The sequence below is a fragment of the Archangium violaceum genome, from assembly GCF_016859125.1.
GTDB lineage: Bacteria > Myxococcota > Myxococcia > Myxococcales > Myxococcaceae > Archangium > Archangium violaceum_A.
Window position 1 is genome coordinate 6,531,446 of record NZ_CP069338.1, and the last position, 23,406, is coordinate 6,554,851.

The 23,406-nt window shown below is 69.1% G+C and carries 22 protein-coding genes; 12 read left to right on the forward strand and 10 right to left on the reverse strand.

Annotation, left to right across the window (positions count from 1 at the left end; translation table 11 throughout):
- Positions 1 to 2 precede the first annotated feature (2 nt).
- The 8 genes from JQX13_RS27950 to sctV all read left to right on the forward strand — a co-directional run bounded on the left by JQX13_RS27950 (position 3) and on the right by sctV (position 7,073).
- Entirely contained in the window at positions 3 to 518 is a 516-nt protein-coding gene (locus JQX13_RS27950; RefSeq protein WP_239013900.1) for a hypothetical protein, read from the forward strand.
- A gap of 112 nt (positions 519 to 630) precedes the next feature.
- Positions 631 to 1,785 carry a FliM/FliN family flagellar motor switch protein gene (locus JQX13_RS27955; RefSeq protein WP_239013901.1) on the forward strand — a complete coding sequence of 385 codons (1,155 nt, stop codon included), beginning with the start codon at positions 631 to 633 and terminating at the stop codon, positions 1,783 to 1,785.
- A gap of 8 nt (positions 1,786 to 1,793) precedes the next feature.
- Positions 1,794 to 2,159: a flagellar biosynthetic protein FliO gene (locus JQX13_RS27960; RefSeq protein WP_203402533.1), complete on the forward strand. Its 366-nt coding sequence runs from the start codon at positions 1,794 to 1,796 to the stop codon at positions 2,157 to 2,159.
- A complete protein-coding gene (gene sctR, locus JQX13_RS27965; protein WP_203402534.1) occupies positions 2,156 to 2,881 on the forward strand; it encodes a type III secretion system export apparatus subunit SctR in 726 nt (241 codons plus the stop codon). The genes JQX13_RS27960 and sctR overlap by 4 nt, the downstream gene beginning before the upstream one ends.
- Before the next feature lie 4 nt (positions 2,882 to 2,885).
- Positions 2,886 to 3,155 (forward strand): flagellar biosynthetic protein FliQ, encoded by a 270-nt coding sequence (locus tag JQX13_RS27970; RefSeq protein ID WP_203402535.1) that lies wholly within the window; start codon positions 2,886 to 2,888, stop codon positions 3,153 to 3,155.
- On the forward strand, positions 3,152 to 3,946 hold the full coding sequence (locus JQX13_RS27975) for an EscT/YscT/HrcT family type III secretion system export apparatus protein (protein ID WP_203402536.1): 795 nt from the start codon (positions 3,152 to 3,154) through the stop codon (positions 3,944 to 3,946). Before JQX13_RS27970 ends, JQX13_RS27975 begins: the two co-directional genes overlap by 4 nt.
- Positions 3,943 to 4,989, forward strand: a complete 1,047-nt coding sequence (locus JQX13_RS27980; RefSeq protein WP_203402537.1) for an EscU/YscU/HrcU family type III secretion system export apparatus switch protein — start codon at positions 3,943 to 3,945, stop codon at positions 4,987 to 4,989. Before JQX13_RS27975 ends, JQX13_RS27980 begins: the two co-directional genes overlap by 4 nt.
- Positions 4,986 to 7,073, forward strand: coding sequence for a type III secretion system export apparatus subunit SctV (gene sctV / locus JQX13_RS27985; RefSeq protein WP_203402538.1), 2,088 nt, complete (start codon positions 4,986 to 4,988; stop codon positions 7,071 to 7,073). The genes JQX13_RS27980 and sctV overlap by 4 nt, the downstream gene beginning before the upstream one ends.
- A 7-nt stretch (positions 7,074 to 7,080) precedes the next feature.
- Here the strand turns inward: sctV and JQX13_RS27990 are convergent, their stop codons facing one another.
- The 6 genes from JQX13_RS27990 to ligA all read right to left on the reverse strand — a co-directional run bounded on the left by JQX13_RS27990 (position 7,081) and on the right by ligA (position 15,061).
- A complete protein-coding gene (locus tag JQX13_RS27990) occupies positions 7,081 to 7,422 on the reverse strand; it encodes an HU family DNA-binding protein (protein ID WP_203402539.1) in 342 nt (113 codons plus the stop codon).
- 124 nt (positions 7,423 to 7,546) lie between these two features.
- A complete protein-coding gene (locus tag JQX13_RS27995; protein ID WP_239013902.1) occupies positions 7,547 to 8,953 on the reverse strand; it encodes a YhjD/YihY/BrkB family envelope integrity protein in 1,407 nt (468 codons plus the stop codon).
- Between the two features lie 111 nt (positions 8,954 to 9,064).
- Complete coding sequence (locus tag JQX13_RS28000; protein ID WP_203402540.1) at positions 9,065 to 11,746, reverse strand: Rne/Rng family ribonuclease; 2,682 nt, start codon at positions 11,744 to 11,746, stop codon at positions 9,065 to 9,067.
- Between the two features lie 542 nt (positions 11,747 to 12,288).
- On the reverse strand, positions 12,289 to 12,738 hold the full coding sequence (locus tag JQX13_RS28005) for a DUF3052 family protein (protein WP_203402541.1): 450 nt from the start codon (positions 12,736 to 12,738) through the stop codon (positions 12,289 to 12,291).
- Positions 12,735 to 13,019, reverse strand: coding sequence for an acylphosphatase (locus JQX13_RS28010; protein WP_203402542.1), 285 nt, complete (start codon positions 13,017 to 13,019; stop codon positions 12,735 to 12,737). The genes JQX13_RS28005 and JQX13_RS28010 overlap by 4 nt, the downstream gene beginning before the upstream one ends.
- Before the next feature lie 14 nt (positions 13,020 to 13,033).
- The gene (gene ligA, locus JQX13_RS28015; protein ID WP_203402543.1) at positions 13,034 to 15,061 is read right to left on the reverse strand and encodes an NAD-dependent DNA ligase LigA; all 2,028 of its coding nucleotides are present in this window, start codon (positions 15,059 to 15,061) and stop codon (positions 13,034 to 13,036) included.
- 309 nt (positions 15,062 to 15,370) lie between these two features.
- On the opposite strand from ligA, the gene rho reads away from it, so the two are divergent.
- Together rho and JQX13_RS28025 are read left to right on the forward strand one after the other, a co-directional pair.
- Positions 15,371 to 16,993 carry a transcription termination factor Rho gene (gene rho / locus JQX13_RS28020; RefSeq protein ID WP_203402544.1) on the forward strand — a complete coding sequence of 541 codons (1,623 nt, stop codon included), beginning with the start codon at positions 15,371 to 15,373 and terminating at the stop codon, positions 16,991 to 16,993.
- A 23-nt stretch (positions 16,994 to 17,016) separates the two neighbouring features.
- Entirely contained in the window at positions 17,017 to 17,331 is a 315-nt protein-coding gene (locus JQX13_RS28025) for a hypothetical protein (RefSeq protein ID WP_203402545.1), read from the forward strand.
- Positions 17,332 to 17,355: 24 nt separating this feature from the next.
- Here the strand turns inward: JQX13_RS28025 and JQX13_RS28030 are convergent, their stop codons facing one another.
- Genes JQX13_RS28030 through JQX13_RS28040 form a run of 3 tightly spaced genes read right to left on the reverse strand, consistent with a single transcriptional unit; the run spans position 17,356 to position 19,794 of the window.
- The gene (locus JQX13_RS28030; RefSeq protein ID WP_203402546.1) at positions 17,356 to 18,540 is read right to left on the reverse strand and encodes an AI-2E family transporter; all 1,185 of its coding nucleotides are present in this window, start codon (positions 18,538 to 18,540) and stop codon (positions 17,356 to 17,358) included.
- A gap of 32 nt (positions 18,541 to 18,572) precedes the next feature.
- On the reverse strand, positions 18,573 to 19,031 hold the full coding sequence (locus JQX13_RS28035; RefSeq protein WP_203402547.1) for a hypothetical protein: 459 nt from the start codon (positions 19,029 to 19,031) through the stop codon (positions 18,573 to 18,575).
- A 25-nt stretch (positions 19,032 to 19,056) separates the two neighbouring features.
- The gene (locus JQX13_RS28040; RefSeq protein WP_203402548.1) at positions 19,057 to 19,794 is read right to left on the reverse strand and encodes a glutamine amidotransferase; all 738 of its coding nucleotides are present in this window, start codon (positions 19,792 to 19,794) and stop codon (positions 19,057 to 19,059) included.
- Positions 19,795 to 20,036: 242 nt separating this feature from the next.
- On the opposite strand from JQX13_RS28040, the gene JQX13_RS28045 reads away from it, so the two are divergent.
- Both JQX13_RS28045 and JQX13_RS28050 read left to right on the forward strand, forming a co-directional pair.
- Positions 20,037 to 21,497 carry a glutamine synthetase family protein gene (locus JQX13_RS28045; protein WP_203402549.1) on the forward strand — a complete coding sequence of 487 codons (1,461 nt, stop codon included), beginning with the start codon at positions 20,037 to 20,039 and terminating at the stop codon, positions 21,495 to 21,497.
- Positions 21,498 to 21,506: 9 nt separating this feature from the next.
- A complete protein-coding gene (locus tag JQX13_RS28050; RefSeq protein WP_203402550.1) occupies positions 21,507 to 22,691 on the forward strand; it encodes an iron-containing alcohol dehydrogenase in 1,185 nt (394 codons plus the stop codon).
- 60 nt (positions 22,692 to 22,751) lie between these two features.
- On the opposite strand, the gene JQX13_RS28055 is transcribed toward JQX13_RS28050, so the two are convergent.
- Positions 22,752 to 23,369, reverse strand: coding sequence for a hypothetical protein (locus JQX13_RS28055; protein WP_239013903.1), 618 nt, complete (start codon positions 23,367 to 23,369; stop codon positions 22,752 to 22,754).
- Positions 23,370 to 23,406: the final 37 nt, after the last annotated feature.

Here is a 23,406-nt window from a genome sequence, read left to right on the forward strand (position 1 = left end):
TCATGGAGGCGACGCGCATCGAGCGTCCTGGAGCGAGGACTCCGGGACCAGAGCAGACAGTGGCCAGCCGGGCACCCGGGAATCCGTTGCCCGAGCCCTGGAAGAAGCCCCCGGGTCCGGCGCCGGTGAAGTCTCCGCCTCCGGCTTTGCTCTCCCTGGAGCGGCTCGCGTTGGTGGCACTGGTCTTCGGGCGGGAGCGGGCGGCAGCACTGCTCGATGGGTTGAGCGGGCCGGAGGCACGGCAGGCGAAGAACCACCTGGCCGGGTTCGCCGCGCTCTCGTCGGCGAGGCGACAGGCCCGGGTTGCGGTGGAGTTCGGAGTGAGGCCGGATGCCGCGGCGCGGCTGCGGGGCGTCATGGAGGCGGCTCCGGAGGTATTGCGGCGGGAGATCTTCCGGAGGCTACCGCCCTACCACCGCAGTCTCTTTCCGGAGCGTCAGCTGGAGCCACCTGACGCGGCGGCCACTCCGGCGGTGTGTTCGCTGGCCGAGCGGCTCATCCGCGAAGCCACGCGCTGAGACCCCTGTTCCGATTCGGGACGCCCCCTGACCTTCAACCCCTCGTTTTCGCATGCGCGGCCTCTGGCATTGGCCGTGAACAGGAGCGGCTCGTCCGCGCCACGGAGCAACCATGCAGAGTCCTCTCGGAGATTCCTCCCAGTCCACGATGTTGAAGCCAATGGGGCTGCGCCGGCTCGGTACCCGCCGGTTGTCTCGAGCCCACGTGGCACTGAATGAACGCCCCCAGGTGGCGCGGCTCGCGAGGCAGGCGCTCGCTGTGGTGTGTGAAGCACTCGGACGGGAGTTGGGGTGTGTCGTCCGGGCGGAGGCCCGGTTGCTGGAGGCGGTGGTGATGCCGGCGACGGGGCTGGCGCATACGGCGGCCTTCGCCCTGGTGGACCTGTCGGCGAGAGGCGGGACGGCGGTGCTGGAACTGGAGCCGCCGTTGCTCTTCGCCGCGCTGGAGCGCCTGGCGGGGGCGGGGACGAAGCCCGGTCCCATCACGGACCTGACTCGTCTGGAGGAAGCCTCCTTCGCCTTTCTGGGCCTGTCGGCGCTGTACGCACTGCGTGAGCAGGAGGAGCTACGACGGAGATTCGGCCCGCGCCTCACCGGAGTGACGATGCAGCGCACGGAGGCGCTGGCGCGTCTCGATGCCCGGCAGCGCCACCTGGGCGTGGAGCTGACGGTGACGGTGGGGCAGACGACCGCGGGTGGGCGGCTGGTGCTTCCCTCGGTGGTGCTCGAAGGGGTGCTGAAGGAATTCCCGGCGGATGGTGACGCGGAGATCGCTCCCGAGGTGCTGGCGGCTCGGCTGCGGGCCCGCTGCTTCATGGGGTGCACGTCGTTGTCGCGCGAGGCGCTGGCGTCGCTCGGGCAGGGGGACGTCGTCTTGTTCGAGGGGCTGCGCTGGGGAGGCACGCAGCCGTTGGGCTCCGGGCGCCTGGTCCTGCGCGGCTTCGAGTTGATGGGTGACTTCACCCCCGAGGGTTTCTCGTTGAACCGCGCGCACAGGCGCGGACTTCTCCAGGAGTCGGACATGGTGACCGTGGTCGAGCGAAGCGAGGGGATGCCCCCGCTGCCAGTGGAAGTGGAAATCGAGCTGACGCGGCTGATGCTGCCGCTGTCCGAGTTGGCGGGGCTCAAGCCGGGGGCGCTGCTGCCGTTGCGCATCAACGCGAGCGAGCCGGTGCTGCTGCGCGTGGGGGACCGGGTGGTGGCGCGGGCGGAGCTCGTGGATATCGAGGGAGAGGTGGGGGCCCGCATCCTCACCCTCATGCCGTGAGCGCTCCGATGAAGACCTCGTTCGATTCCGTGTCTCCGCGGGCCCGGATGCTCCTGGCGCTCACGCTCGTCCTCGGGCTGGCGGCGCTGGCCCCGCTGGGTGGGGCCTCGGCGGCCTCGGTGGCCCGGGGGCTGCTGGGCGCCGCGGCCCTGGGGGGCCTGGGCTGGTGGCTCGTGCGCCGTGGCCGGGCCGAGCACCGGTTCTCGCTCACCGAGCGCATGCGGGTGGTGTCCCGGACAGGCCTCTCCCAGCGCTGTGGACTGGCGCTGGTGGAGGTGGATGGAAGCCGGTACCTCGTGGCCTTCGGAGACTCCTTCGCGGAGGTCCGCCGGGTGCACACACCCGTGCGATGCGAGAAGGAGACCGGGTCATGAGCCGCGCGGTGCTCGTGCCAGGCGTCCTCGTTCCGGGGTTGGCGTCGGCGGCGGAGATGTCGTTCTCGCAGCTGTCCTTCGCGGGCAGCCCGCTGTCGATGATGGGCATGCTGGCGGTGATGTCGCTGCTGCCCTTCGCGGTGCTGATGCTGACCAGCTTCTCGAAGATCGCCGTGGTGCTGTCGCTGGCACGCTCGGCGATGGGAACACAGCAGGCGCCGCCCACCATCGTGCTCACCGGGCTCGCCGCGGTGCTGACGGGCCACATCATGGCTCCGGTGATGGAGCGCATGTATGACGCGGGGCAGGCCGTCTACCAGGACGTCGGCTCCGGTGCGCAGATCCTCGGCGCCGCGGGCGAGGTGACCGAACCGCTGCGTGTCTTCCTGGTGAAGCATGGCAGCCCGGAGGAGAGGGCCCGCTTCATGGAGCTGGCGCGAGAGCTGCGGCCACCCGAGGAAGCCGAGCAGGTCCACGAGGACGATCTCTTCGTGGTCATTCCGGCCTTCGTCATCACCGAGCTGAAGGAGGCCTTCCAGATTGGCTTCCTCGTCTTCCTCCCGTTCCTGGTGTTGGACATGGTCATCGCCAACGTGCTGCTCGCGCTCGGGATGCAATCCCTGTCACCGAGCCAGGTGAGCCTGCCCTTCAAGATCCTCCTCTTCGTCGCCGTGGATGGCTGGGCGCTGCTCGCGCGCGGCCTGATCCTCGGCTACCGGTGATGCCATGAGCCAGGACGTCCTGCTCTTGCTCGGCCGCGAGGCGCTGCTGCTGATGGTCCTCGCGTCCCTGCCACCCATCGGGGCGAGCCTGGTGGTGGGGTTCCTGATGAGCCTCTTCCAGGCGACCACACAGCTCCAGGAGAGCACCCTCACGGTGGTGCCCAAGCTGTGCGCGGCGGTGCTGGCGCTGGTGGTTGCCGGGCCATGGATCGCCGGTCAGCTCACCCTCTTCGCACATCAGGTCCTGACGGTCATCGCGGAGGTGGGCGGGTGAACCTCGAGCTCCTTCGTGCCCAGCTCGACTCGTTGGGGCCGAGCGTGGTGGCGGTGGCGTTGTGCGCCGCGCGCCTGCTGCCGGTGGCCTTCCTGTGCCCGCTGCTGGGGGGACAGGCGGCTCCGACGACGGTGAAGCTCGCCCTGGTGCTGAGCCTCGCGCTCTTCCTGCACCACGTGGCGGGAGTGTCCCTGCCGGCGCCGGTGGAGACGCCGATGCAGCTGGCCGCGTTGGCGATGAAGGAGCTCTCCTACGGCACGTCCGTGGGGCTGGTGGCGGCACTACCCTTCGACGCGGCGCGGATGGGGGGGCGCTTCATCGACCTCTTCCGAGGCACTTCGGCGGAGGCGAGCCTTCCCGTGACCGGGACGCGCGAGTCGGCCACGGGGGATGCGCTCTACCCGCTTCTCGTCGGGCTGGTGGTAACGGGAGGGCTCATGCCCGTCGTCCTCGCGGGGTTGGTGCGTGGCTTCGGATGGGTGCGGCTCGGCGCCTACGTGCCCACCGAAATGGCGGTGATGCATGTGGTGGGACTCGCTGGAGGCGCGATGGCCACGGGGCTCGCGGTGGGCGCGCCTGTCGCCGCCGCGGTGATGGCCGTGGACTGCCTGCTGGGAATGGTGTCGCGCGCCGCGCCCCAGGTGAACCTCCAGGAGGTGGGCGCGCCGCTGCGCATCCTCGCGGGGGGCGCATTGCTGTGGCTCGCGGTGGGCCTCCTCTGTGAGCGGCTGCTCGCGGGCTTCCTCTCCGTGGAGGGCGGGCTGTTCCGGCTCGGAGAGGTGGCTCGGTGAGTGAGAAGACGGAACAACCTTCCTCGAAGCGCCTGCGCGAGGCGCGCCGCAAGGGACAGATTCCGCGCAGCCGCCTGTTGTCTTCCAGCGTGGTGACGCTCGGGGGGCTGTTGGGACTCACCTTGTTGGCGCCCGAGGGCTTCGCGCGGCTGAAGGATTGGACGGCCCGGCTGATGCTGCACCAGGAGCCCACGGGCGCGCTGCGGGAGGCGGGGTGGATGATGGCCCTCCTGGTGGGACCAGCGCTCGGTGGCGCGTTGCTGGCGTCCCTCGCGGTGTCCGTGGGCACGGTGGGTTTCGAGCTGAACGCGGAACACGTGATGCCGAAGCTCGATCGCATCAGCCCGGCGGCGGGCCTGAAGAAGCTCTTCAGCGTGAGGCCGCTCATCGAGATGGGAAAGGCGCTGCTCGTGGCCGCGGTGATGGTGTGGCTCGTCTGGAGCGCCGCCGTGGAGGCGGGTCCGGATGTGCTCCGTGCGGCCTGGCTGGAGGGAACGCTGGGCCTGGAGCACATCGTGGGCCGGCTCGGCCCGCTCGCCCTCCGGCTCGCGTGCGTCCTCGTGGCGTTGGGGGTGGGGGACTACGCGCTGGCGCGCCGACGGCACGTGAAGGACCTGATGATGACGCGCGAGGAAGTGAAGCGTGAGCACAAGGAGAGCGAGGGCGACCCGCACCACAAGGGGCAGCGCAAGGCGTTGCACCGCCAGTTGGCGGCGGGAGGCCCGGCACGTGGAGTGCAGAAGGCGAGCGTCGTGGTCGTCAATCCCACGCACATCGCGGTCGCGCTCCGCTACGCCACGGAGGAGTGTGGGGCGCCGTACCTCGTCGCCAAGGGGCGCGAGGCGGACGCTCTCGCACTGAGACGCGAGGCCGAGCGGCTCGGAGTTCCCGTGGTTCGGGACGTGCCGCTGGCTCGCGGCCTCATCCACTACGACGTCGGGGAGGAGATCCCCGAGGAACTGTATCAGGCCGCCGCGGCGGTCCTCCGGGCGGCGCAGGAGTCGCAGGACGTGGACGCTCGTCCACGGAGGCAGATGTCATGAATGGACTGGTGAAGATTCTCTCGAGGGCGCGCGAGTCCTCGGACGTTGTGCTCGCCGTGGCGATGGGCGCGGTACTGGGGGCGCTCATCATTCCCCTGCCACCCTGGCTGCTGGACCTGGGGTTGGCCATCAACCTGGCGGCGGCGGTGGCGCTGCTGGTGGCGGCGCTCCATGCCAAGGACGCGTTGAAGGTGACGTCCTTCCCGACGCTGCTCCTGTTCACCACGCTCTTCCGGCTCGCGCTCAACGTGTCATCCACACGGCTGGCGCTCGCGGAGGGACACGCGGGAGAGGTCATCCAGGCCTTTGGCGAGTTCGTGGTGCGGGGCGACTACGTCGTCGGAGCGGTCCTCTTCGCCATCCTCACGCTGGTGCAGTTCCTCGTGGTGGCCAAGGGCGCCGAGCGCGTGGCCGAGGTCTCCGCTCGCTTCACCCTGGACGCGATGCCGGGCAAGCAGATGTCCATCGACGCGGACCTGCGAGCGGGGGCCATCGACCAGACGCAGGCGCGCCGCCGGAGGCGCGATCTGGAGCGCGAGTCCCAGATGTTCGGTGCCATGGATGGCGCGATGAAGTTCGTGAAGGGAGACGTCATCGCCGGTCTGGTCATCGTCGCGGTGAACCTCCTGGGCGGCATCTGCATCGGCATCCTGCAGAACGGGATGACACTGGCCGACGCGGCCGCCACCTACGCCCTCATCGCCATCGGTGACGGTCTGGTGTCGCAGATTCCGTCGCTGTGCATCGCGGTGGCGGCGGGTCTCGTGGTCACGCGCGTGGCCTCGGAGAAGGAGGATGATTCGCTCGGTGCGGAGATCGGCTCGCAACTCTTCGGCGAGGCCAAGGCGCTCTGGGTGGTGGCCGCGCTCTGCGTGGCCCTCGCCGCGATGCCGGGGATGCCTCACCTGACGTTCCTCGGGCTGGGGGCGGCGATGGGGACGCTCGCGCACTCCCTGGCTCAAGTGAAGGCCGCCGCGATGGAGGAGGAATCCGCCGGGGACCGGGCCGACGGCAAAGCCGAAGCCGGTGGGGCGGCGCAGGGGGAGCCGGGCGCGCCACCAGAAAGCGCGGTGGCGCCGGTGGGGGTCGCCCCGCTGACGGTGGACCTGGCGCCAGACCTCACCCCGCTGGCGAAGGAACAGGGTGGCGCGTTCGTGCACCAGGTCCTCAACCGGATGCGGGACGAGGTCTTCTATGAGCTCGGTGTGCGCGTGCCCGGCATGCGGGTGCGGACCGATGCCGCGTACCTGCCGGCGGGTACCTATCGCATCCTGATCGACGAGGTGCCCGCTGGGATGGGACAGGTCGTGCCTGGGGCGCTCTACGCGCTGGCGCAGCCGGAGGAGATGGCCTTCCTGGAGGTGAAGGCGGAGCCCGTGGTGGACCCGTCCACCGGCAAGCCCATCAGCCGCGTGTCGGCGGAGGCACGTGCGCGCCTGGAGATGGCGCAGGTCCCGCTCCGGAGCGCCGGGGAGCTCATCGCCGAGCACCTGCGGAGCGTCATCCGTGCCCGCGTGGCGGGGTTCCTGGGCATCCAGGAGGTGCAGGGACTGCTGGACGGGCTCGAGGCCCAGGCTCCCACGTTGGTGAAGGAAGCACTCCAGAAGGTCCCGTTGCCGCTGCTCACCGAGGTGTTGCGCAAGCTCGTGGAGGAGCAGGTGAGCATCCGGAACATGCGTGCCATCCTCGAGGCCCTGGTGGCCCCCACCACCGAGGGCGATGCCACGGCCCTGGCCGAGCGCTGCCGTCAGGCGCTCTACCGCTACCTCAGCCACAAATTCGCCCCGTCCGGACCGCTCTTCGCCTACCTGGTGGATCCGGACATCGAGGAGACGCTGCGCTCTGGTGGACCTCGCGGGCCAGCACCCGCGCCCGAGCAGGTGGCGGAAATCCTGGAAGGGGTGAAGCGCATCGCCACGGGAGGGCAGACCGTGCTGCTCACGGCCCCAGACGTCCGGCGGACCCTGCGCAAGCTGTGCGAGGGCTCCTTTCCGGACGTCGCGGTGCTCACCTACGGCGAACTGGACATGAACCTGCAGATCCGCCCGCTGGGGCGGCTCTCGCCCGTGGCCCTGGGGCGTTGAGCGGAGGCTAGTAGTTGGAGCCGCTGCCGCTCTTGGGGTCGAAGGAGATGTCGGACTGCGGCGTCTGGGGTGCCGGCCGGTTGACCCGGTCGCGCAGCTCCTTGCCCGTGCGGAAGAGCAGGCCCCGCTTGGGCTTCACGGGGATGATCTGCCCCGTCTTCGGATTGCGCCCCTGGTAGCCCTGGTAGTTCTTCACGTGGAAGGCACCCAGCCCGCGGATCTCGATGTTCTCCCCGCGGCAGAGCGCATCCCTCATGGACTCGAAGATCGTCTCGACCGTGGCCTCGGCCTGTTTCTGCGTCATCCCCTTCTTGGCGACGAGGACGTTGATCAGATCGGACTTGAGCATCGCACGCTCCCGCAAACCGCGTAACCCCTCGGAAACAGGGCGCTTGGCCCGTGGTCGAATCCCGAAACGATAACAGAACGAATCCCGCGTGCAAGCCCCGAGGCCCGCCAACCTCCTGGAAACCTTACGGATTTCCGCTTCCAGTCTCCGCCTGGGTCGTGCTTGGGGCCGGGGCGGGTGTCGCCTGCGCCTCCGCGAGCCCGGGGCGCACCAGGATGGCCAGGTCCAGCCACCGGGTCTGGCGCAGCACATCGAGTCCGGCCCTGTCCGACTCCCGGAAGAAGGCGTCCAGGACTTCGAAACCGGGGGCACGCGGGCTCTTCCGAGCACCGGGCTCTACGGGGTTGTAGACGCCGTGGACGGCGAGCGTCAGGTCGGCCAGGGTCAGCTCCGCCGGGGGACGGGCCGGTAGGAGGCCTCCCCGGCGGTGTCGTTGGATCAGCCCCGCCTGCTCCATGTCGTCCACCACCTCGTGGACGAGCGACTCGGTGACCCGGAGGCGCAGTGCCAGGTCCCGGGGCAGGGGCGGCGTCCCACCGTCGAACCAGACCAGCGTGGTTTCCTGGGCCACCCGGGCCGCCACCAGCTCCCGCGCCCGAGGGTGGGCGCCGAAGGCCCACAGCGAGTCCCGGAAGGTGGCGTGCTCCACCGCGTAGGAGAGGCGGGCTCCGATGAGGATGAGGAGCCAGTCCACATACAGCCACGCGAGGAACATGGGCAGGGCACCCAGCGAGGCGTAGAGCGGGTTGTTGCGGAAGCTGTACGCGGCGGCCTCCGTGTACACGTGCCGCGCCACGCTCCAGGCCATGCCCGCCACCATCCCGCCCGCCAGCGCCGACCGGAAGCGCAGGTGGGTGTTGGGCGTCACGTAGTAGAGCAGGGAGAGCCCCGCCACCGCCGTGAGCGGGGACAGGGCACTGAACAGCAGCTCGAAGAGGCCCAGGAAGAGCGGCGTGTGGGTGGCCTCCAGGAAGGAGCGCACCACGCTCGTTCCCGCGAACGAGATGGCCAGCATCAGGGGCCCCAACAGCAGCAGCCCCGCGTAGATGAGCGCCCGGACCACCCACGGGCGATGGTTCTTCACGCCCCAGATTTCGTTCAGCGAGACGTCGATGTTCTGCAGCAGCGAGCCCGCCGAGACGAGCAGACCGAGGAATCCCGCGCTCCCGATGGCCGTCGTGTTTCCCGGTTCCAGGAACCGCTCGAGGAAGGCCGCTGACTCCTCACGCACGCCAGGGGCCAGCACCGCGAAGACGATCTCCCTCAGGCGCTGCTGGACCGTCTGCTGGTGGTAGGCGCCCAACAGGGCCAGCACCACCGTCAGCAGGGGAACCAGGGAGAAGACGCTGATGTAGGTGAGCGCCGCGGCCCTCAGGCGGATGTTCTCACCCAGGAAGCCTCGCGCCAGGCCGCGCACCGCCAGCAGCGTATCCGCCGCGAAGCGGCCCGCCCGGGTGCGCTCCAGCGGAGCCCAGGTGCTCCGGGCCCATTGGAGTGCGCGAGCGCGCAGTCTCTGGAGGATGCCAACCAATGCCAGGGCGCCTCGGCCAGTGGGGGAGGGTGCTCGCGACCCGGTGGGTCATCCACGATGGGTCAGATACCCTCACCCCGTCCCTCTCCCAGAGGGAGAGGGGAGGGGGGCTCAGGAGTTGCCGCCGGACTCGTTGTTGCCTCCGGACGACGTCGGAGGCGTGCCTCCCGATGGAGCCTGCTCGCCAGCCGTTGCCTGCTGTTGCTGGGCCTGCTGTCCACGTCCCTCGCGCTGCTCGGGCCGACGCTGCTCACCCCGGTTGCGGTCGCGGTCTCGGCCACCCCGGTCGCCTCGCTCGCTCCGGTCGCCTCGCTCGCCCCGCTCTCCGCCCCGGTCCCGGCCACCTCGTTCGCCCCGCTCGCCGCCCCGGTCCCGGTCCCGGTCGCGGTCACGGCCACCCCGCTCGCGGTCTCGGCCGCCCCGGTCACCCCGCTCGCCGCCCCGGTCGCGGTCACGGCCGCCCCCCTCGGAGCGGAAGCCGCGCTCGCCACCGCCGCTCTCCGGCCGGCGCTGCATCGACAGCTCGCCATCTCCCGAGCCCGGCGACGAGGCCACCTTGTGGTCTCCGCCCTGCGCGCTGCGTCCGTAGATGTCGTACTGCTCGCGGTGGTAGTTCTGCTGCGCCTTCACCTGGATGGACTTGTTGTAGCGGTCCATCAGGTGCCGCAGCTCCTGACGCTCCTCTCCCTGGAGCAGCCGCGCCACCTCGGCGTTGCAGTTGATGACCAGCGTGGGGTCCTTGTAGCCCGGCGCCTCGCGGCGGATCTCCCCGAAGATTTCGTAGGCCACCGTGGTCGCCGTCTTCACGAAGCCCTTGCCGTCGCAGTACGGGCAGTCCTCGTGGAGGATGCGGCCGATGGACTCGCGCACGCGCTTGCGCGTCATCTCCACCAGGCCCAGCTCGGAGATCTTCAGGACGTTCGTCTTGGCCTTGTCCCGGCCCAGAGCCTCCTGCAGCGACTTGAAGACCTTGTCCCGGTTCTGCGGCTTCTCCATGTCGATGAAGTCGCAGATGATGATGCCGCCGATGTTGCGCAGCCGCAGCTGGTAGACGATCTCCTTGGCCGCCTCGACGTTGATCTTGGTGATCGTCTCCTCGAGGCTCTTCTTGCCGACGTAGCGGCCCGAGTTGACGTCGATGGCGGTGAGCGCCTCGGCCTGGTCGATGATGAGGTAGCCGCCGCTCTTGAGCCACACCTTGCGCTGGGTGGCGCGCTGCAGCTCGTGCTCGATGCCGTAGGCGTCGAAGATGGGTTCATCGGAGTCGTGCAGCACCACCCGGTCCTTGAGCGCCGGGTCTTGCGCGTTCACGAAGCCGAGGATGCGCTCGTACTCCTCGCGGTCATCCACGACCAGCTTCTCCACGTCGTGGGCGAAGAGGTCGCGCGTGGCGCGCAGGATGAGGTCCAGGTCCGGGTGCAGCAGGCCGGAGCCACCGCGCTTCTCGTTGCGGCGCACCACCTGGTTCCACACCTCGATGAGGAAGCGGATGTCGCTCTCGAGCTTCTCCTGCGGCACGTTCTCGGCCACCGTGCGCACGATGAAGCCCGTCCCGGGCGGGCGCAGCCGGTCGACAATCTCCCGCAGGCGCTTGCGCTCCTTCTCGTTGGAGATGCGGCGGCTGATGCCCACGTGGTCCACGGTGGGCATGAAGACCAGGTGACGGCCCGGGATGGAGATGTGCGAGGTGAGGCGCGCGCCCTTGGTGCCGATGGGGTCCTTGGAGATCTGGACCACGACCTCCTGGCCCACCTTCAGCAACTCCTCGATCTTGGCCGTCTTGCGCGGCTTGGATTTGTCCTCGTCGCGCTTGCGCTGCTGCTCCTCGCGCTGCTTGCGGGACTTGTCCTTCTCCCGATCCTTCTCGCGCTCACCACGGTCCTTCTGGTCGCGGCGGGCCTCGCGGGCCTCACGGGCGGCCTCGCGGTTCTCGCGCGGGGCGCGGCGCTCGCCAGCGGCCGTCTCGGGACGCTGCTGCGGGGCGGCCTCGGCCTGGGCGGGAGGCGCCACGGGGGCCGGCTCGCTCTGCGTGATGGGAGCCGGCTCGGGCGGGAGCGCCAGGGCCACCGAACCCTCGGTGGAGGGCATCGCCGCGGAGGCTTCCGGCGCCGCCTGGGCCGCCACGCTCACGGGAGCGGACTCCACGGGCGCCACCGGCACCACGGGGACGCTCACCGCCTCGGACGGGGCGGACACCGACACCGGCTCGGCTGCGGTGGAGACAGTGGGGGCGGGCTCCTCGGCGCGACGCTCCGGTTGTTCGGCCTGGGGCGCGGGCTCCTCGGCGCGACGCTCCGGCTGTTCGGCCTGGGGCGCGGGCTCCTCGGCGCGGCGCTCCGGCTGCTCGGCTCGGGGCTCCTCGACGCGTGGCGCGGGCTCCTCGACGGGGTGGGGCGTCTCGCCGCCTCCAGGGGCCTGCTGCTCGTGGACCTCCGCCTCCACCTCGGCACCGTCGGCCTCATGGGCGGCCTCGGCGGCCTCGGCCTCGGACTCCTCGGGGACGTCCGGGGTGTCCTCGTCGTGCTCGCCCTCGGTCAGCTCGAACTGGGCGCGCGCGAAGTCCGGGTCGTAGACGACGTCACTGACGTAGAGGAACGCGGCCTTCTCGAGTCCGATGTCCACGAAGGCCGCCTGCATCCCCGGGAGCACCCGGACGACGCGGCCCTTGTAGATGTTTCCGACGATCCCCTTGTCCTTCTTACGCTCGAGGTAGAACTCCGCGATGTGGCCGCCTTCGACCAGGGCCACGCGGGTCTCCCGGCCCGCCGCGTTGATGACGAGGATGCTGCTCATTGATGAATCCTGGGCGCGCGCGCGGATGCGTGAGCTCCGGCGGACGGGAGGCGACGGCGTCTCCCGCTTCCGAGCGCGCTGCGAGGGGAGAGGCGGCCCCGTCTCTTCCGCGCACACAGGTGGAGGACGGCCCATGACCGAGGGGTCCGGCTGTCTCCGCGCGGGTGAGGGTTGAGGGGACCACGACCTGCTCCTCCGAGTTCATATCGCCCCGCGATGGTCCGGCACCCTGCCGGGCGGGGACTTGCTTCCAATCGAGCGTTCGAGGCCGCCCTGGCGCTCGTACCGCCCGGCCTCTTCCTTCCACACCCGGTCGGAGCCCATCCGCGGGCGCCTTGGGGGGGCGACAGAGGCCCGGTGCAGCCGGCGCGCCCTGGTATGCCGGGAACGCACCCGTCTCAAAATCTAGAATCCATGGACCCCAAACGCCCCACCCCTGGTGGAACGTCCCGAGCCCAGAAAACGGCAAAAGGTTTTCACGCCTGATAAGACCTGTAAAGGCGAGACATGGAAAATGTCGGCCGTCTGTCAGCCTGCAGGGCCTAGGCCTGGGCCGTCGGAGCCCTTTTCCGGTTCTCCGGTTTGTCCAGCCGGCCGCCCCTCGGACGGCGGACCAGACGCAGGCCGGTCCAGGTGCTGTCGATGATGCAGATCTTGTTGTCCACCAGCCCGATGTCGAGCGCGGCCTGGCGGATGAAGTCCTCGGAGAGGGCCGTCTTGATGCCCTCGCCGCTGGGCCAGCACACCCAGATGCCCCCGGTCAGGGCCATGGCGCGCGAGAGGGCCGGCAGGCGCTGGACGAGCTCGTGGGCGTCCTGGGTGAAGAAGAGGATGACGTCCAGCCCCGTCTGGGCGGTGATGAGGAACTCCACCCCATCCGGCAGGGGATTGAGCCTCTGGACGAAGCCCCGGGGTGGGTTGATGACGGAGACCTTGCTGCCGGTCTTGATGCCGAGCATGGCCGGCAGAGAAGCCAGCGCGTAGGGAGTCATGAGCTGCGCTCCACGGTGAAGGTACTGAACTCCCCGCGCGCCTCCGAGTCGGCGCGCTCCACTTCCGTTACCCGGGCCTGGGTGGGGCCCCGGTGGCACCAGGCCACGAATGCATCCAGGGCCTCCGCCGTGCCCTCGGCCACCGCCTCCACGGAACCGTCCGAGAGGTTGCGCACCCATCCCGTCAGTCCGAGACGCAGGGCCTCGGTGCGGGCGCTCTCCCTGTAGAACACCCCTTGCACCTTGCCTCGAATCCGGAGGCTTGCTCGCCGCCTGTCCATGGTGCCTCGTCCCCTTACCCTCTGGCGTCCGTCTGGAGCAGCTGCAGGAAGGCCTGCTCGTCCAGGATTCTTACCCCGAGTTCCTGGGCCTTCTTCAGCTTGCTACCGGCGTCCTCGCCCGCCACCACCATGTCAGTCTTCCGCGAGACACTTCCAGACACCTTGCCCCCCCGGCGTTCGATTTCCTCCTTCGCCTGGTCGCGGCTCATCCCGCTCATGCCCCCGGTGAGCACCACCGTCTTGCCGGCGAAGACGCCCGTCTTCACGACGCGGGGCGCGGCCGGCGCGACTCCCGCGGCGAGCAGCGCGTCGATGGCCTCGCGGTTCTGCGGCTCGTGGAAGAAGGCGTGGATGACCTGGGCCATGGTGGGGCCCACGTCCTTGACGCGGGTGATGTCCTCGAGGCTGGCCTCGTAGAGCTGGCGCACGTCCGGGAAGGCCTCGGCGAGCGTCTTGGCGGTGGCCTCGCCCACGTGGCGGATGCCGAGCGCGTAGAGGAAGCGGGGCTGGGTGGTCTGCTTGGAGCGCTCGATGTTGGCGAGCAGGTTGTCGGCGCTCTTCTCGCCCATGCGCTCCAGCTCCAGGAGCTTGCCCCGGGTGAGGTGGTAGAGGTCCGCGAAGGTCTTCACCAGGCCCGTCTCCACCAGCTGGCCGGCCAGCTTCTCGCCCAGGCCGTCGATGTCCATGGCCGTGCGCGAGGCGAAGTGGCGCACCTTCTCCACCATCTGCGCGGGGCAGGTGGCGCCGGTGCAGCGGATGATGGCGCCCTCGTCGTCCTTCACGGCGGCCGCGTGGCAGACGGGGCACTCGGTGGGGAAGACGAAGGGCTGGGCATCCGCCGGCCGCTTGGACTCCACCACCTTCACGATTTCGGGGATGACGTCACCGGCGCGGCGGATGAAGACGGTGTCGCCCTTGCGCACGTCCTTGCGGCGCAGCTCGTCCTCGTTGTGCAGGGTGGCGCGGCTCACGGTGACGCCGCCCACCTTCACCGGCTTGAGGTGCGCCACCGGGGTGAGCGCGCCCGTACGGCCCACGTACACCTGGATGTCCTCGACGAGCGTCGCCTCCTCCTCGGGCGGGAACTTGTAGGCCACCGCCCAGCGCGGGCTCTTCGAAATCTGCCCCAGCCGCTGGCGCAGGTCCTCCTCGTCCACCTTCACCACCATGCCGTCCACCTCGAAGGGCAGGGCATGGCGGCCCTCGACGGACTTGCGGTACTGCTCGCGCACCCCCTCCACGCTCTCCACGCGTACGTACCGGTTCACCGGCAACCCGAGCGACTTGAGGTACTCGAGCTTCTCCGTGTGCGAGCCGAAGGCGGGTACTCCCTCGCCGGGCACGCACTCGTACAGATAGAGGGAGAGCGGGCGCGAGGCGGTGATGCGCGGGTCCAGCTGCCGCAGGCTGCCGGCGGCGGCGTTGCGCGGGTTGGCGAAGAGCGGCTCGCCCTCCTCCTCGCGCTTGTCGTTGAGCTTCTTGAAGTCCTTCTTGGAAATGAAGACCTCGCCCCGCACCTCGAGGCCGCCGGGCACTTCCACCCCGTTCTGGGGGAGCAGCTCCATGGGAAGGCTGCGGATGGTGCGAAGGTTGGCGCTGACGTCCTCGCCCTCGGTGCCGTCGCCGCGGGTGGCGCCCCGGGCGAAGCGTCCGTGCTCGAAGTGCAGGGTGATGGCCAGGCCGTCGAGCTTGGGCTCGCACACATAGGCGACCTGCGCGAGTCCTGTCTGGCGGCGGATCCGCTCGTCGAAATCGGAAAGCTCTTCGTCGTTGAAGACGTTTGCCAACGAGAGCATCGGGACGCGGTGGACCACCTTCTCGAACTTCTCGGCCGCGGCCCCGCCCACCCTTTGGGTCGGCGAGTCCACGGTGATGAGGTCCGGGTGGCGGGACTCCAGGTCCTGCAGCTCCCGCATGAGCCGGTCGTATTCCGCGTCGCTAACCTCCGGCGAGTCGAGCACGTAGTAACGGTAGTTGTGGTGGGCCAGCTCCTTGCGGAGCTGCTCGATTCGGGTGGCGTCGGCGGTCTTCGAGGCGTTCACGGATACGGGCTCGGCGGCTGGACTGGAAAATTCGGGGTGTCGGTTGCCTGGCTGGGCAGGTAGCGAGGATGCCTTGACAGCTCAGGAGGTGGTCAATAACCTCTTGCATCGGCTCATGAGGGCCGTTGTCGCACCCTCACGCGCCATCTCTTCCCAGTACAAGGTTCCATCACCCGCGAGGTCCCGGCAAGAAGGGATCCCGGGTGTCGCCCTGAGGGTGGTTCGCGTCCCGCGTACCCCACGGACATCTCCCACGACATTCCTGTGCGCGCCCCCCCGGCGCCCAACCAGCACCTCCCCCCTTCAATCATGGCCAAAGCCCGTTCCCCCAAAGAGAAGCTCCTGGATTCAGTCGTAGAAGTTGAAGAGAAGCCCAAGCGTCGGACGACGCGGGCCAAGGTCGTGGACCGGGACGACACCGAGAAGCCTTCGCGCCGCCGGGCGACGAGCCGTCGGGAAGAGGACACCGAGTCCGAGTCCGAGTCCCTCTCGGTCGCCGAGACGCCGCGCCCGGTGCTGACGCCGCTCCCCTCTCATCCCGTGAGAGATGAAGAGTACCAGGAGGTCCGCGCGCACGAGGCGCACGAGGAGCCCTCCGCTCCCGAGCCCTCCGCTCCCGAGCCCTCCGAGGCGCCCGTGGTCACCGAGGTGACGCGCGATGGCGCTCCCATGCAGGTCATCAAGCTCAATGACCTGAAGCGGATGAAGATCACCGACCTGGCGAAGATGGCCCACGACTTCGGTGTCGAGGGCTACCAGGGCCTGAAGAAGCAGGATCTCATCTTCTCGCTGCTGTCGGGCATCGCGGACAAGAAGTTCGAGGTGCACGCCGAGGGCGTGATGGAGCTGCTCAGCGACGGCTTCGGCTTCCTGCGCAGCGCGGACAGCGACTACCAGCCGAGCCCGGACGACATCTACGTGTCGCCGTCGCAGGTGCGCCGCTTCAACCTGCGCCCGGGCGACACGGTGACGGGCCCCATCCGCCAGCCGCGCGAGGGCGAGCGCTTCTTCGCGCTGCAGAAGGTGGACAAGGTCAACTTCGCGGACCCGCTGTCCGAGGCCACGCGCGAGCGCATCCTCTTCGACAACCTCACGCCGCTCTATCCGACCCGCAAGCTCAAGCTGGAGCACGAGGGCTCGGAGATGACGACGCGCATCATCGACCTGTTCTGCCCCATCGGCCTGGGCCAGCGCTGCCTCATCGTGGCGCCTCCGAAGGCCGGTAAGACGGTGCTGCTGCAGAACATCGCGCACGCCATCTCGAAGAACCACCCGGACGTCTACCTCATCGTGCTGCTCGTGGACGAGCGCCCCGAGGAAGTGACGGACATGGAGCGCAACGTGCGCGGCGAGGTGGTGAGCTCCACCTTCGACGAGCCGGCCACGCGTCACGTGCAGGTGGCGGAGATGGTCATCGACAAGGCCAAGCGCCTGGTCGAGCAGAAGTACGACGTGTGCATCCTCCTGGACTCCATCACCCGTCTGGCGCGCGCCTACAACACGGTGGTGCCGGCCTCGGGCAAGATTCTGTCCGGTGGTGTGGACGCCAACGCGCTGCACAAGCCCAAGCGCTTCTTCGGCGCCGCGCGCAACATCGAGGAGGGTGGCAGCCTCACCATCATCGGCACCGCGCTCATCGACACCGGCAGCCGCATGGACGAGGTCATCTTCGAGGAGTTCAAGGGCACCGGTAACTCGGAAATCGTCCTGGACCGCAAGTTGATGGAGAAGCGCATCTTCCCGACGCTCGACATCAACAAGTCCGGTACGCGCAAGGAGGAGCTGCTGCTGCCCCCGGCGGACCTCATCCGCATCACCGCGCTTCGTCAGGTACTGCACCCGTTCACGCCGATCGACGCGATGGAATTCGTGCTCAAGCATATGCGTCCGACCGCGTCGAACGCCGAATTCCTCGGCTCGATGAACCGGTAGGACCGGTAGGGGAGCATCGACCCATGCGCCGCACCCGCTCTGCTTCACTCGCCGCCCTCGTCGTGGGGGCGGTGCTCGCGATGACCACCGGGTGCGGCCCGGTCGAACCGGACTTCGGTGACAGCCCGGCACCGTTGTCCAACCGCATCTGCTACACGGACGCGGATTGCACGGGCAACGACTGCTGCGGCCTGGGCACCAACCCCACCCACGTGGAGGACGGGCCCGACTGCAGCGCCGTGCGGTGCCCGGGGACCTGCCCGCAGAATGGGCTCGACTGCGGGCGCTGCTACGTCTTCTGCCGGGACTCGCGCTGCGAGGCCGCCTGCCAGGGCTGAGCCCGCGCCTTCTCCTCCGGCTGCCTACTTCGGCTGCTCCAGCTTCACCTCGCCCAGCGTGGGCTGGGCCTTGATGCGGGCGTAGTCGAAGCAGGCCACCACGAGGGAGGCCACCGGCACCGCGAAGAGCGCGCCCACCAGGCCGAACATCTTCTCCCCGGCGATCAGGCTGAAGGCCACGATGACCGGGTGGATGCGCGCCGCCGAGCCCATGATCTTCGGGTTGAGGAAGTACGCCTCCAGCGCGTGGATGCCGATGATCCACAGCAGGATGGCGAAGCCCTTCTGGAAGCCGTCCGCCAGCGCGATGAGCACGATGGGCACCGAGCTGAGGATGGTGCCGAAGATGGGGATGAGGCTGAAGACCGTGGCCACCGTGGCCAGCAGGAAGGCGAACTTCACCCCGAACAGCAGCAGCCCCACGAAGGTGAGCGCGCCGTTGACGAGGCAGATCGTCACCTGGCCGCGCACCACGCCGGACAGCGAGCGGTCGATGCGCTCGAGCAGCAGCTGCGCGTCGTTGCCGTACTCGACCGGCACCAGGCTGGTGAAGTAGCGCACGATGGCGTGCGCATCGATGGAGAAGAACGCCGCCACCATCAGGATGAAGAACATCATGAACACGCCGGCGAGCACCGACGTGATGATGTTGCGCGACACGGTGACGATGTCGCCCATGTGCTCGCGCGTGAGGGCCGTCAGGCTCGCGGCGATGTCCTGGATCGTCTTCTCCAGATCCAACGACAGGCCCGAGGTGGGCACGCCGTTGCGGATGTCCTCGGACGTGGCGATGGCCACCGGGATGCCGTTGGCGCGCAGCCAGTCCTCGGCGCGGTCGGCGAGCACGTGCACGCGCTCGGGCGTGAGCGAGTTGAGGAACGTCACCCCATCCCGGCTGATGCGGGCCAGCTCGCTGTAGAGCTGCGGCACCATGGCGATGAAGAACAGGTACACCGCCAGGAAGAAGAGGGCGTAGATGAGCAGGATGCCCACCCAGCGCGGGATGTTCCTACCTCGAACCTGGACGCGGGTGATGCGCGTCACCAGCGGGTGCACCAGGTAGGCGATCAGCGCGGCGCTCGCGAAGGGCAGCAGCACCGAGTGGAACAGGGCCAGGATGACGGCGACGGTCAGCCATAGCCCCGCGAGGATGTAGAGACGCTTGCGGCGTTGTTCCGCCGGAATTTCGAGCTCGTGGGGCTGGAGCATGGCGCGGCTTATGGCAGAGGGACCGTTCGGTCTCAAGAGAAGGGCGTCTGGAGTACCCGCATGCGGGCCTCCAGTCGGTCGAGGCATTGCAACATGAGCCGGCGGTTCACGCGACCCTCCGTGGACTCACCCAGGCCCAGCATCTGGTCGACGAGCCACCGGTTCAGGAAGAGCAGGGTGAGCCGGTCCGTCGGTGCCAGGCCCCGCTCCAGGTAGCGCTTGTTGCGCATGTAGTCGTCGTAGGCGTCGTGCTCCCGGGCCAGCTCCCAGCGCGACAGCCGCAGCGCCTCGTCATACACGGCGCGGGCCGGGCGCGGGGTCGGCTCGGTGAAGAGGGGGGCGAACTGTCCTCCCACCTCGAGATCGATCTCCTGCACGGGCGGCGGCCACTGCTGGAGATCCTTCGCCAGCAGCTTCGCCACCTCCTCCAGCAGGTGATCGATGAGCGGGACGGGCTTCGTCTCGAAGAGGTAGTCCCAACGCGAGGCCATGGTGACTACCTACCCCAGCCCCGCCTCAGGTGAAACGCTCCACGAAGTTCCGCAGGATGCGTTGCCCGGCGGGCGAGGGAGCAATCCCCGCCAGGAGCCGGGGAACCCTCTCCCCGGGGGCGTGGCCCCTGCGGATTGCTTCGTCCTCCAACTTTTCGGATCGGGCGAGAATGAGGGCGCGCATGGCGGCCGGGTGGACCTCGGGGTGGAACTGCACACCCCGGATGTGGGGCCCGAAGGCGAGTGCCTGCACGGCGGAGTGCGCGTTGCCCGCGAGCACGGTCGCGTGGGGCGGGGACTCCTGGACGCTGTCCTCGTGGGTGGCCTGGATGGTGAACCGCTCGGGCAATCCATGAAAGAGCGGATCCTCGCGTCCCGCCTCGCTCAGGGTGACCTGGACGGAGCCGATCTCCCGCCCCTGGGTGTTGCGCACCACACGCGCCCCGTGGGCATGCGCGAGCAGTTGGTGCCCGAAGCACACCCCGAGCACCGGCACGCCCCGGGCCGCCGCGCCCAGCATGAAGTCCGCGGCGCGCTCCATCCACGGCTCCCACTGCGTCACCGACGCGGGGGAGCCGGTCATCATCACCGCGTCGTAGCCCGAGGCGCTGTCCGGTAGCCGGGCACCCCGGTGCACGTGGAGGATGTCGAACCGGCAGCCGTCCGGCCCCAGCGACTCGACGAACCAGTGCTCGTAATCACCGACGCTCAGTTTCACGGAGTGGGCCGCGTCACCAGCTTTCAACAGCAGAACGTTCTTCATCGCTCCTCTCGGTGGGTCGGGTTGCCGTGGCGAATACCGGTCCCTAGCTTCGGCTGCCGCTTCATGTTGACGCCCGCACGTCCGGGGTACGTCCGCGGTTTCCGAGGTGTCTCCATGACCGACGCTCGCTCGCTCTCTTCCCAACCGCCGGCGCTCAAGGTGCTCATCGCTGGCCGGCATGTGGACCCCTGAGGAAAGGGCCAGGCGCGGTCATGGGTGTCAGGCGAAGGAGGAGGAGGCCAATGGCGAACCGTTCCAAGGCGAAGGTCATCACCCTGCCGGCGCCCGCGGGCAGGCGCTCGCGCGCGAAGGAGAAGGATCGCGGCAATGTCCGGCCGCTGCGCGAGCCCTCGGACATGGACGTGCTGCACAAGTGGCTCGACGAGAATGGTGTCCGCCAGGTGAAGATCGGCGGGGTGGACGTGGACGGCGTCTGGCGCGGCAAGTACGTGTCCTTGGAGAAGTTCCTCTCCGCGTGCAAGGGCGGGCTCGGCTTCTGTGACGTGGTGTTCGGCTGGGACATCAAGGACGAGCTGCTCGACAACACGCGCGTGACGGGCTGGCATACCGGCTACCCGGACGGGCAGGCCCGGGTGGACATGTCCACCGGGCGCATCATCCCCTGGGAGCCGGACACGGCGGCCTTCCTCCTGGACTTCGTCAACCCGGACGGCTCGCCCTTCGAGCCGAGCCCCCGCCAGCTCCTGCAGAAGATGGGCGCGCGGGCGCGGGAGATGGGCTTTCTGCCGAAGTTCGGCGCCGAGTACGAGTTCTTCATCTTCAAGGAGACGCCCCAGTCGCTGAAGGAGAAGGGCTACGAGCGCCTGACGCCGCTGACGCCGGGAATGTTCGGCTACTCGTGGCTGCGCACGTCGCTCAACGCGCCGCTGGTGCACGCCATCATCGACGGGTGCCGGGACTTCGGGCTGGAGCTGGAGGGCTTCCACACCGAGACGGGCCCGGGTGTCTTCGAGGCCGCCATCCGCTACGACGAGCTGGAGAAGGCCGCGGACAAGGCGGCGCTCTTCAAGACGGTGGTGAAGGAGATCTGCTCGCGGCACGGGCTCACGGCCTGCTTCATGGCCAAGGTGAACGAGAAGCTGCCGGGGTGCTCGGGGCACATCCACCAGTCGCTGTGGTCGCTCAAGAGCCACGAGAACGCCTTCCACGATCCCGAGTCCCGCGACGGCATGAGCCAGACGATGCGGCACTACATCGGCGGCGTGATGGCGCTGATGCCGGAGCTCACGGCGCTCTACTGGCCCACGGTGAACAGCTACAAGCGCAGCGTGGAGAACACGTGGGCGCCCGTGGCGGCCACGTGGGGCCGGGAGAACCGCACCACGGCGGTGCGGGTCATCGGCGACAGCCCCAAGTCGATGCGCATCGAGTACCGCCAGACGGGTGCGGACATGAATGCGTACATCGGCATGGCGGCGAGCCTCGCCGCGGGCCTGTGGGGAATCGAGAACGAGGTGGAGCCTCCCGCGCCGGTCGCTGGCAACGGGTACTCGGCCGATGCGCCGCCGCTGCCGCGCTCGCTGAAGGAGGCGGTGTCGCTCCTCAGTGACTCGAAGCGGGCGAGGCAGATCCTGGGCGAGGAGTTCGTGGACCACTACGTGCGCACGCGTGACTGGGAAGCCCGGCAGTACGAGCGCGCCGTCACGAGCTGGGAGCTCGAGCGCTACATGGAGCTCATCTAGGAGGCACCGATGAAACCGTTCGATATGCCGGGCGAGCCACGCATCACCGAGATGTCCTGGCCCACGAAGATCGTCCTCGGAGCCGGTGCCCTGCGGCGGCTCCCCGCCCAGGTGGCGCGGCTGAACATGAAGCGCCCGCTGGTGGTGACGGACGCGGGCGTGGTGAGGGCCGGACTGGCCCAGCGCCTGTACGCCGTGCTGAAGGAGGCCGGCGTCTCCTTCGCGACCTTCGAGGAGGTGAAGCCGGACCCCACCGAGCGCGATGCCTTCGCGGGCTTGGACGCCTACCGGGCCAACACGTGCGACGGCATCATCGCGCTCGGCGGCGGCAGCCCGCTGGATGCGGCGAAGCTGGTGCAGGTGCTCACCACGCACGAGCCCCCGCTGTCGCGCTACGACGATGCGACGGGCGGAGATCAGTACGTGCGCGACAACATGCCGCCGCTGATCGCCATCCCCACCACCGCGGGCACGGGCTCGGAGGTGAGCCGCTCGGGCGTGGCGACGCTCTCGGACACGGGCCGCAAGACGGTCATCTTCAGCCCGTTCCTCATGCCCAAGGCGGCCATCTGCGACCCGGAGCTGACGCTGGGGCTGCCGCCGGGGCCCACCGCGGCCACGGGCATGGATGCCTTCACGCACTGCCTGGAGGCCTACCTGTCCAACGGCTTCAACCCGCTCGCGGACGCCGTGGCCATCGACGGCATCGCCCGCGTGGCGCGCTCGCTACCCAGGGTCATGGAGAATGGGCGCGACCTGGTGGCCCGCACCGACATGATGGTCGCCGCCATGCAGGGCGCCATGGCCTTCCAGAAGGGCCTGGGCGCCTGCCACGCGCTGGCGCACGCGCTCACGCCCATCTCCGGCGTGCACCACGGTCTGGCCAACGCCATCGTCCTGCCCGTGGTCATGGAGTTCAACCGCCCCGCCAGCACCGCGCGTCTGGCGCGCGTGGCGCAGGCCATGGGCGACAGCTCGAACGCACGTGAAGAGGTGCTCGCGGGCAATGCCATCGACCGGGTGCGCAAGCTGAACGCCACCATCGGCATCCCCTCGCGCCTGCGCGACGCGGGCGTGCAGGAGAAGGACCTGCAGCGCATCGCCGAGAAGGCCTTCCAGGATGCCTCGCACCGCGGCAATCCGCGGCCGTGCACCCTGGAGGAGCTGCTCGCGATGCTCCGCGAGTCGTTCTAGGCGGCGGGCTCGTTCCCGACGGAGGGCTCCCTCGACCCTCTCCCAGAGAGGGAGAGGGGGTTACTTCGTGGGGGCCTCGGCCGCCGTCGTGCCGCTCCCGCTCGGCGGCGGGGTTTCCTTCGGCGGCGCCAGGTCCAGCCCGGGCTCCTCCACCTCGGCCTCCGACTCCTCGGCCTGTCCTCCCTCGGTGATGTCCGTGGTGCCCACCACCGCGCCCGTCACCGGCTCGCCTCCCGGCTTCGGCGTGAACTCGAGCATCTCCACCGCCACCGCGCCCGGCAGCCGGAAGTCCATCGCCGTCAGCCGCTGCTTGTCCCGCAGGTCATACAGTTGCTGCGCCACCGAGCCCGCCTGGATGCGCTGGTCCGAGAAGAGGATATAGGCCCGGACCTTCCCTTCCTCGAGAGGGACGCGGAAGCTCGAGTTGTAGATGCGCTTGCCGGCGTCACATTTGATGGACCGGTTCTCGCGCGTCATCGTCAGCTGCCGGATGACGCCCTTCTCCGACACCGTGAAGAGCAGGCAGTAGGGGAGCTGCCCCTCCTTCGGGATGAACTCCACCGTGGAGCCGCTCACCGTCCTGAGCTCCGCGCGCGTTGGCACCACGGGCTTCTGCTCCTCCTGGCAGCCCATCGCTCCCATCGCGACCACCGTCACGGCACATAGCCACCGAGTCATGTGTCCCTCCTGGAGACGTCAACCACGGTCGTCTCCC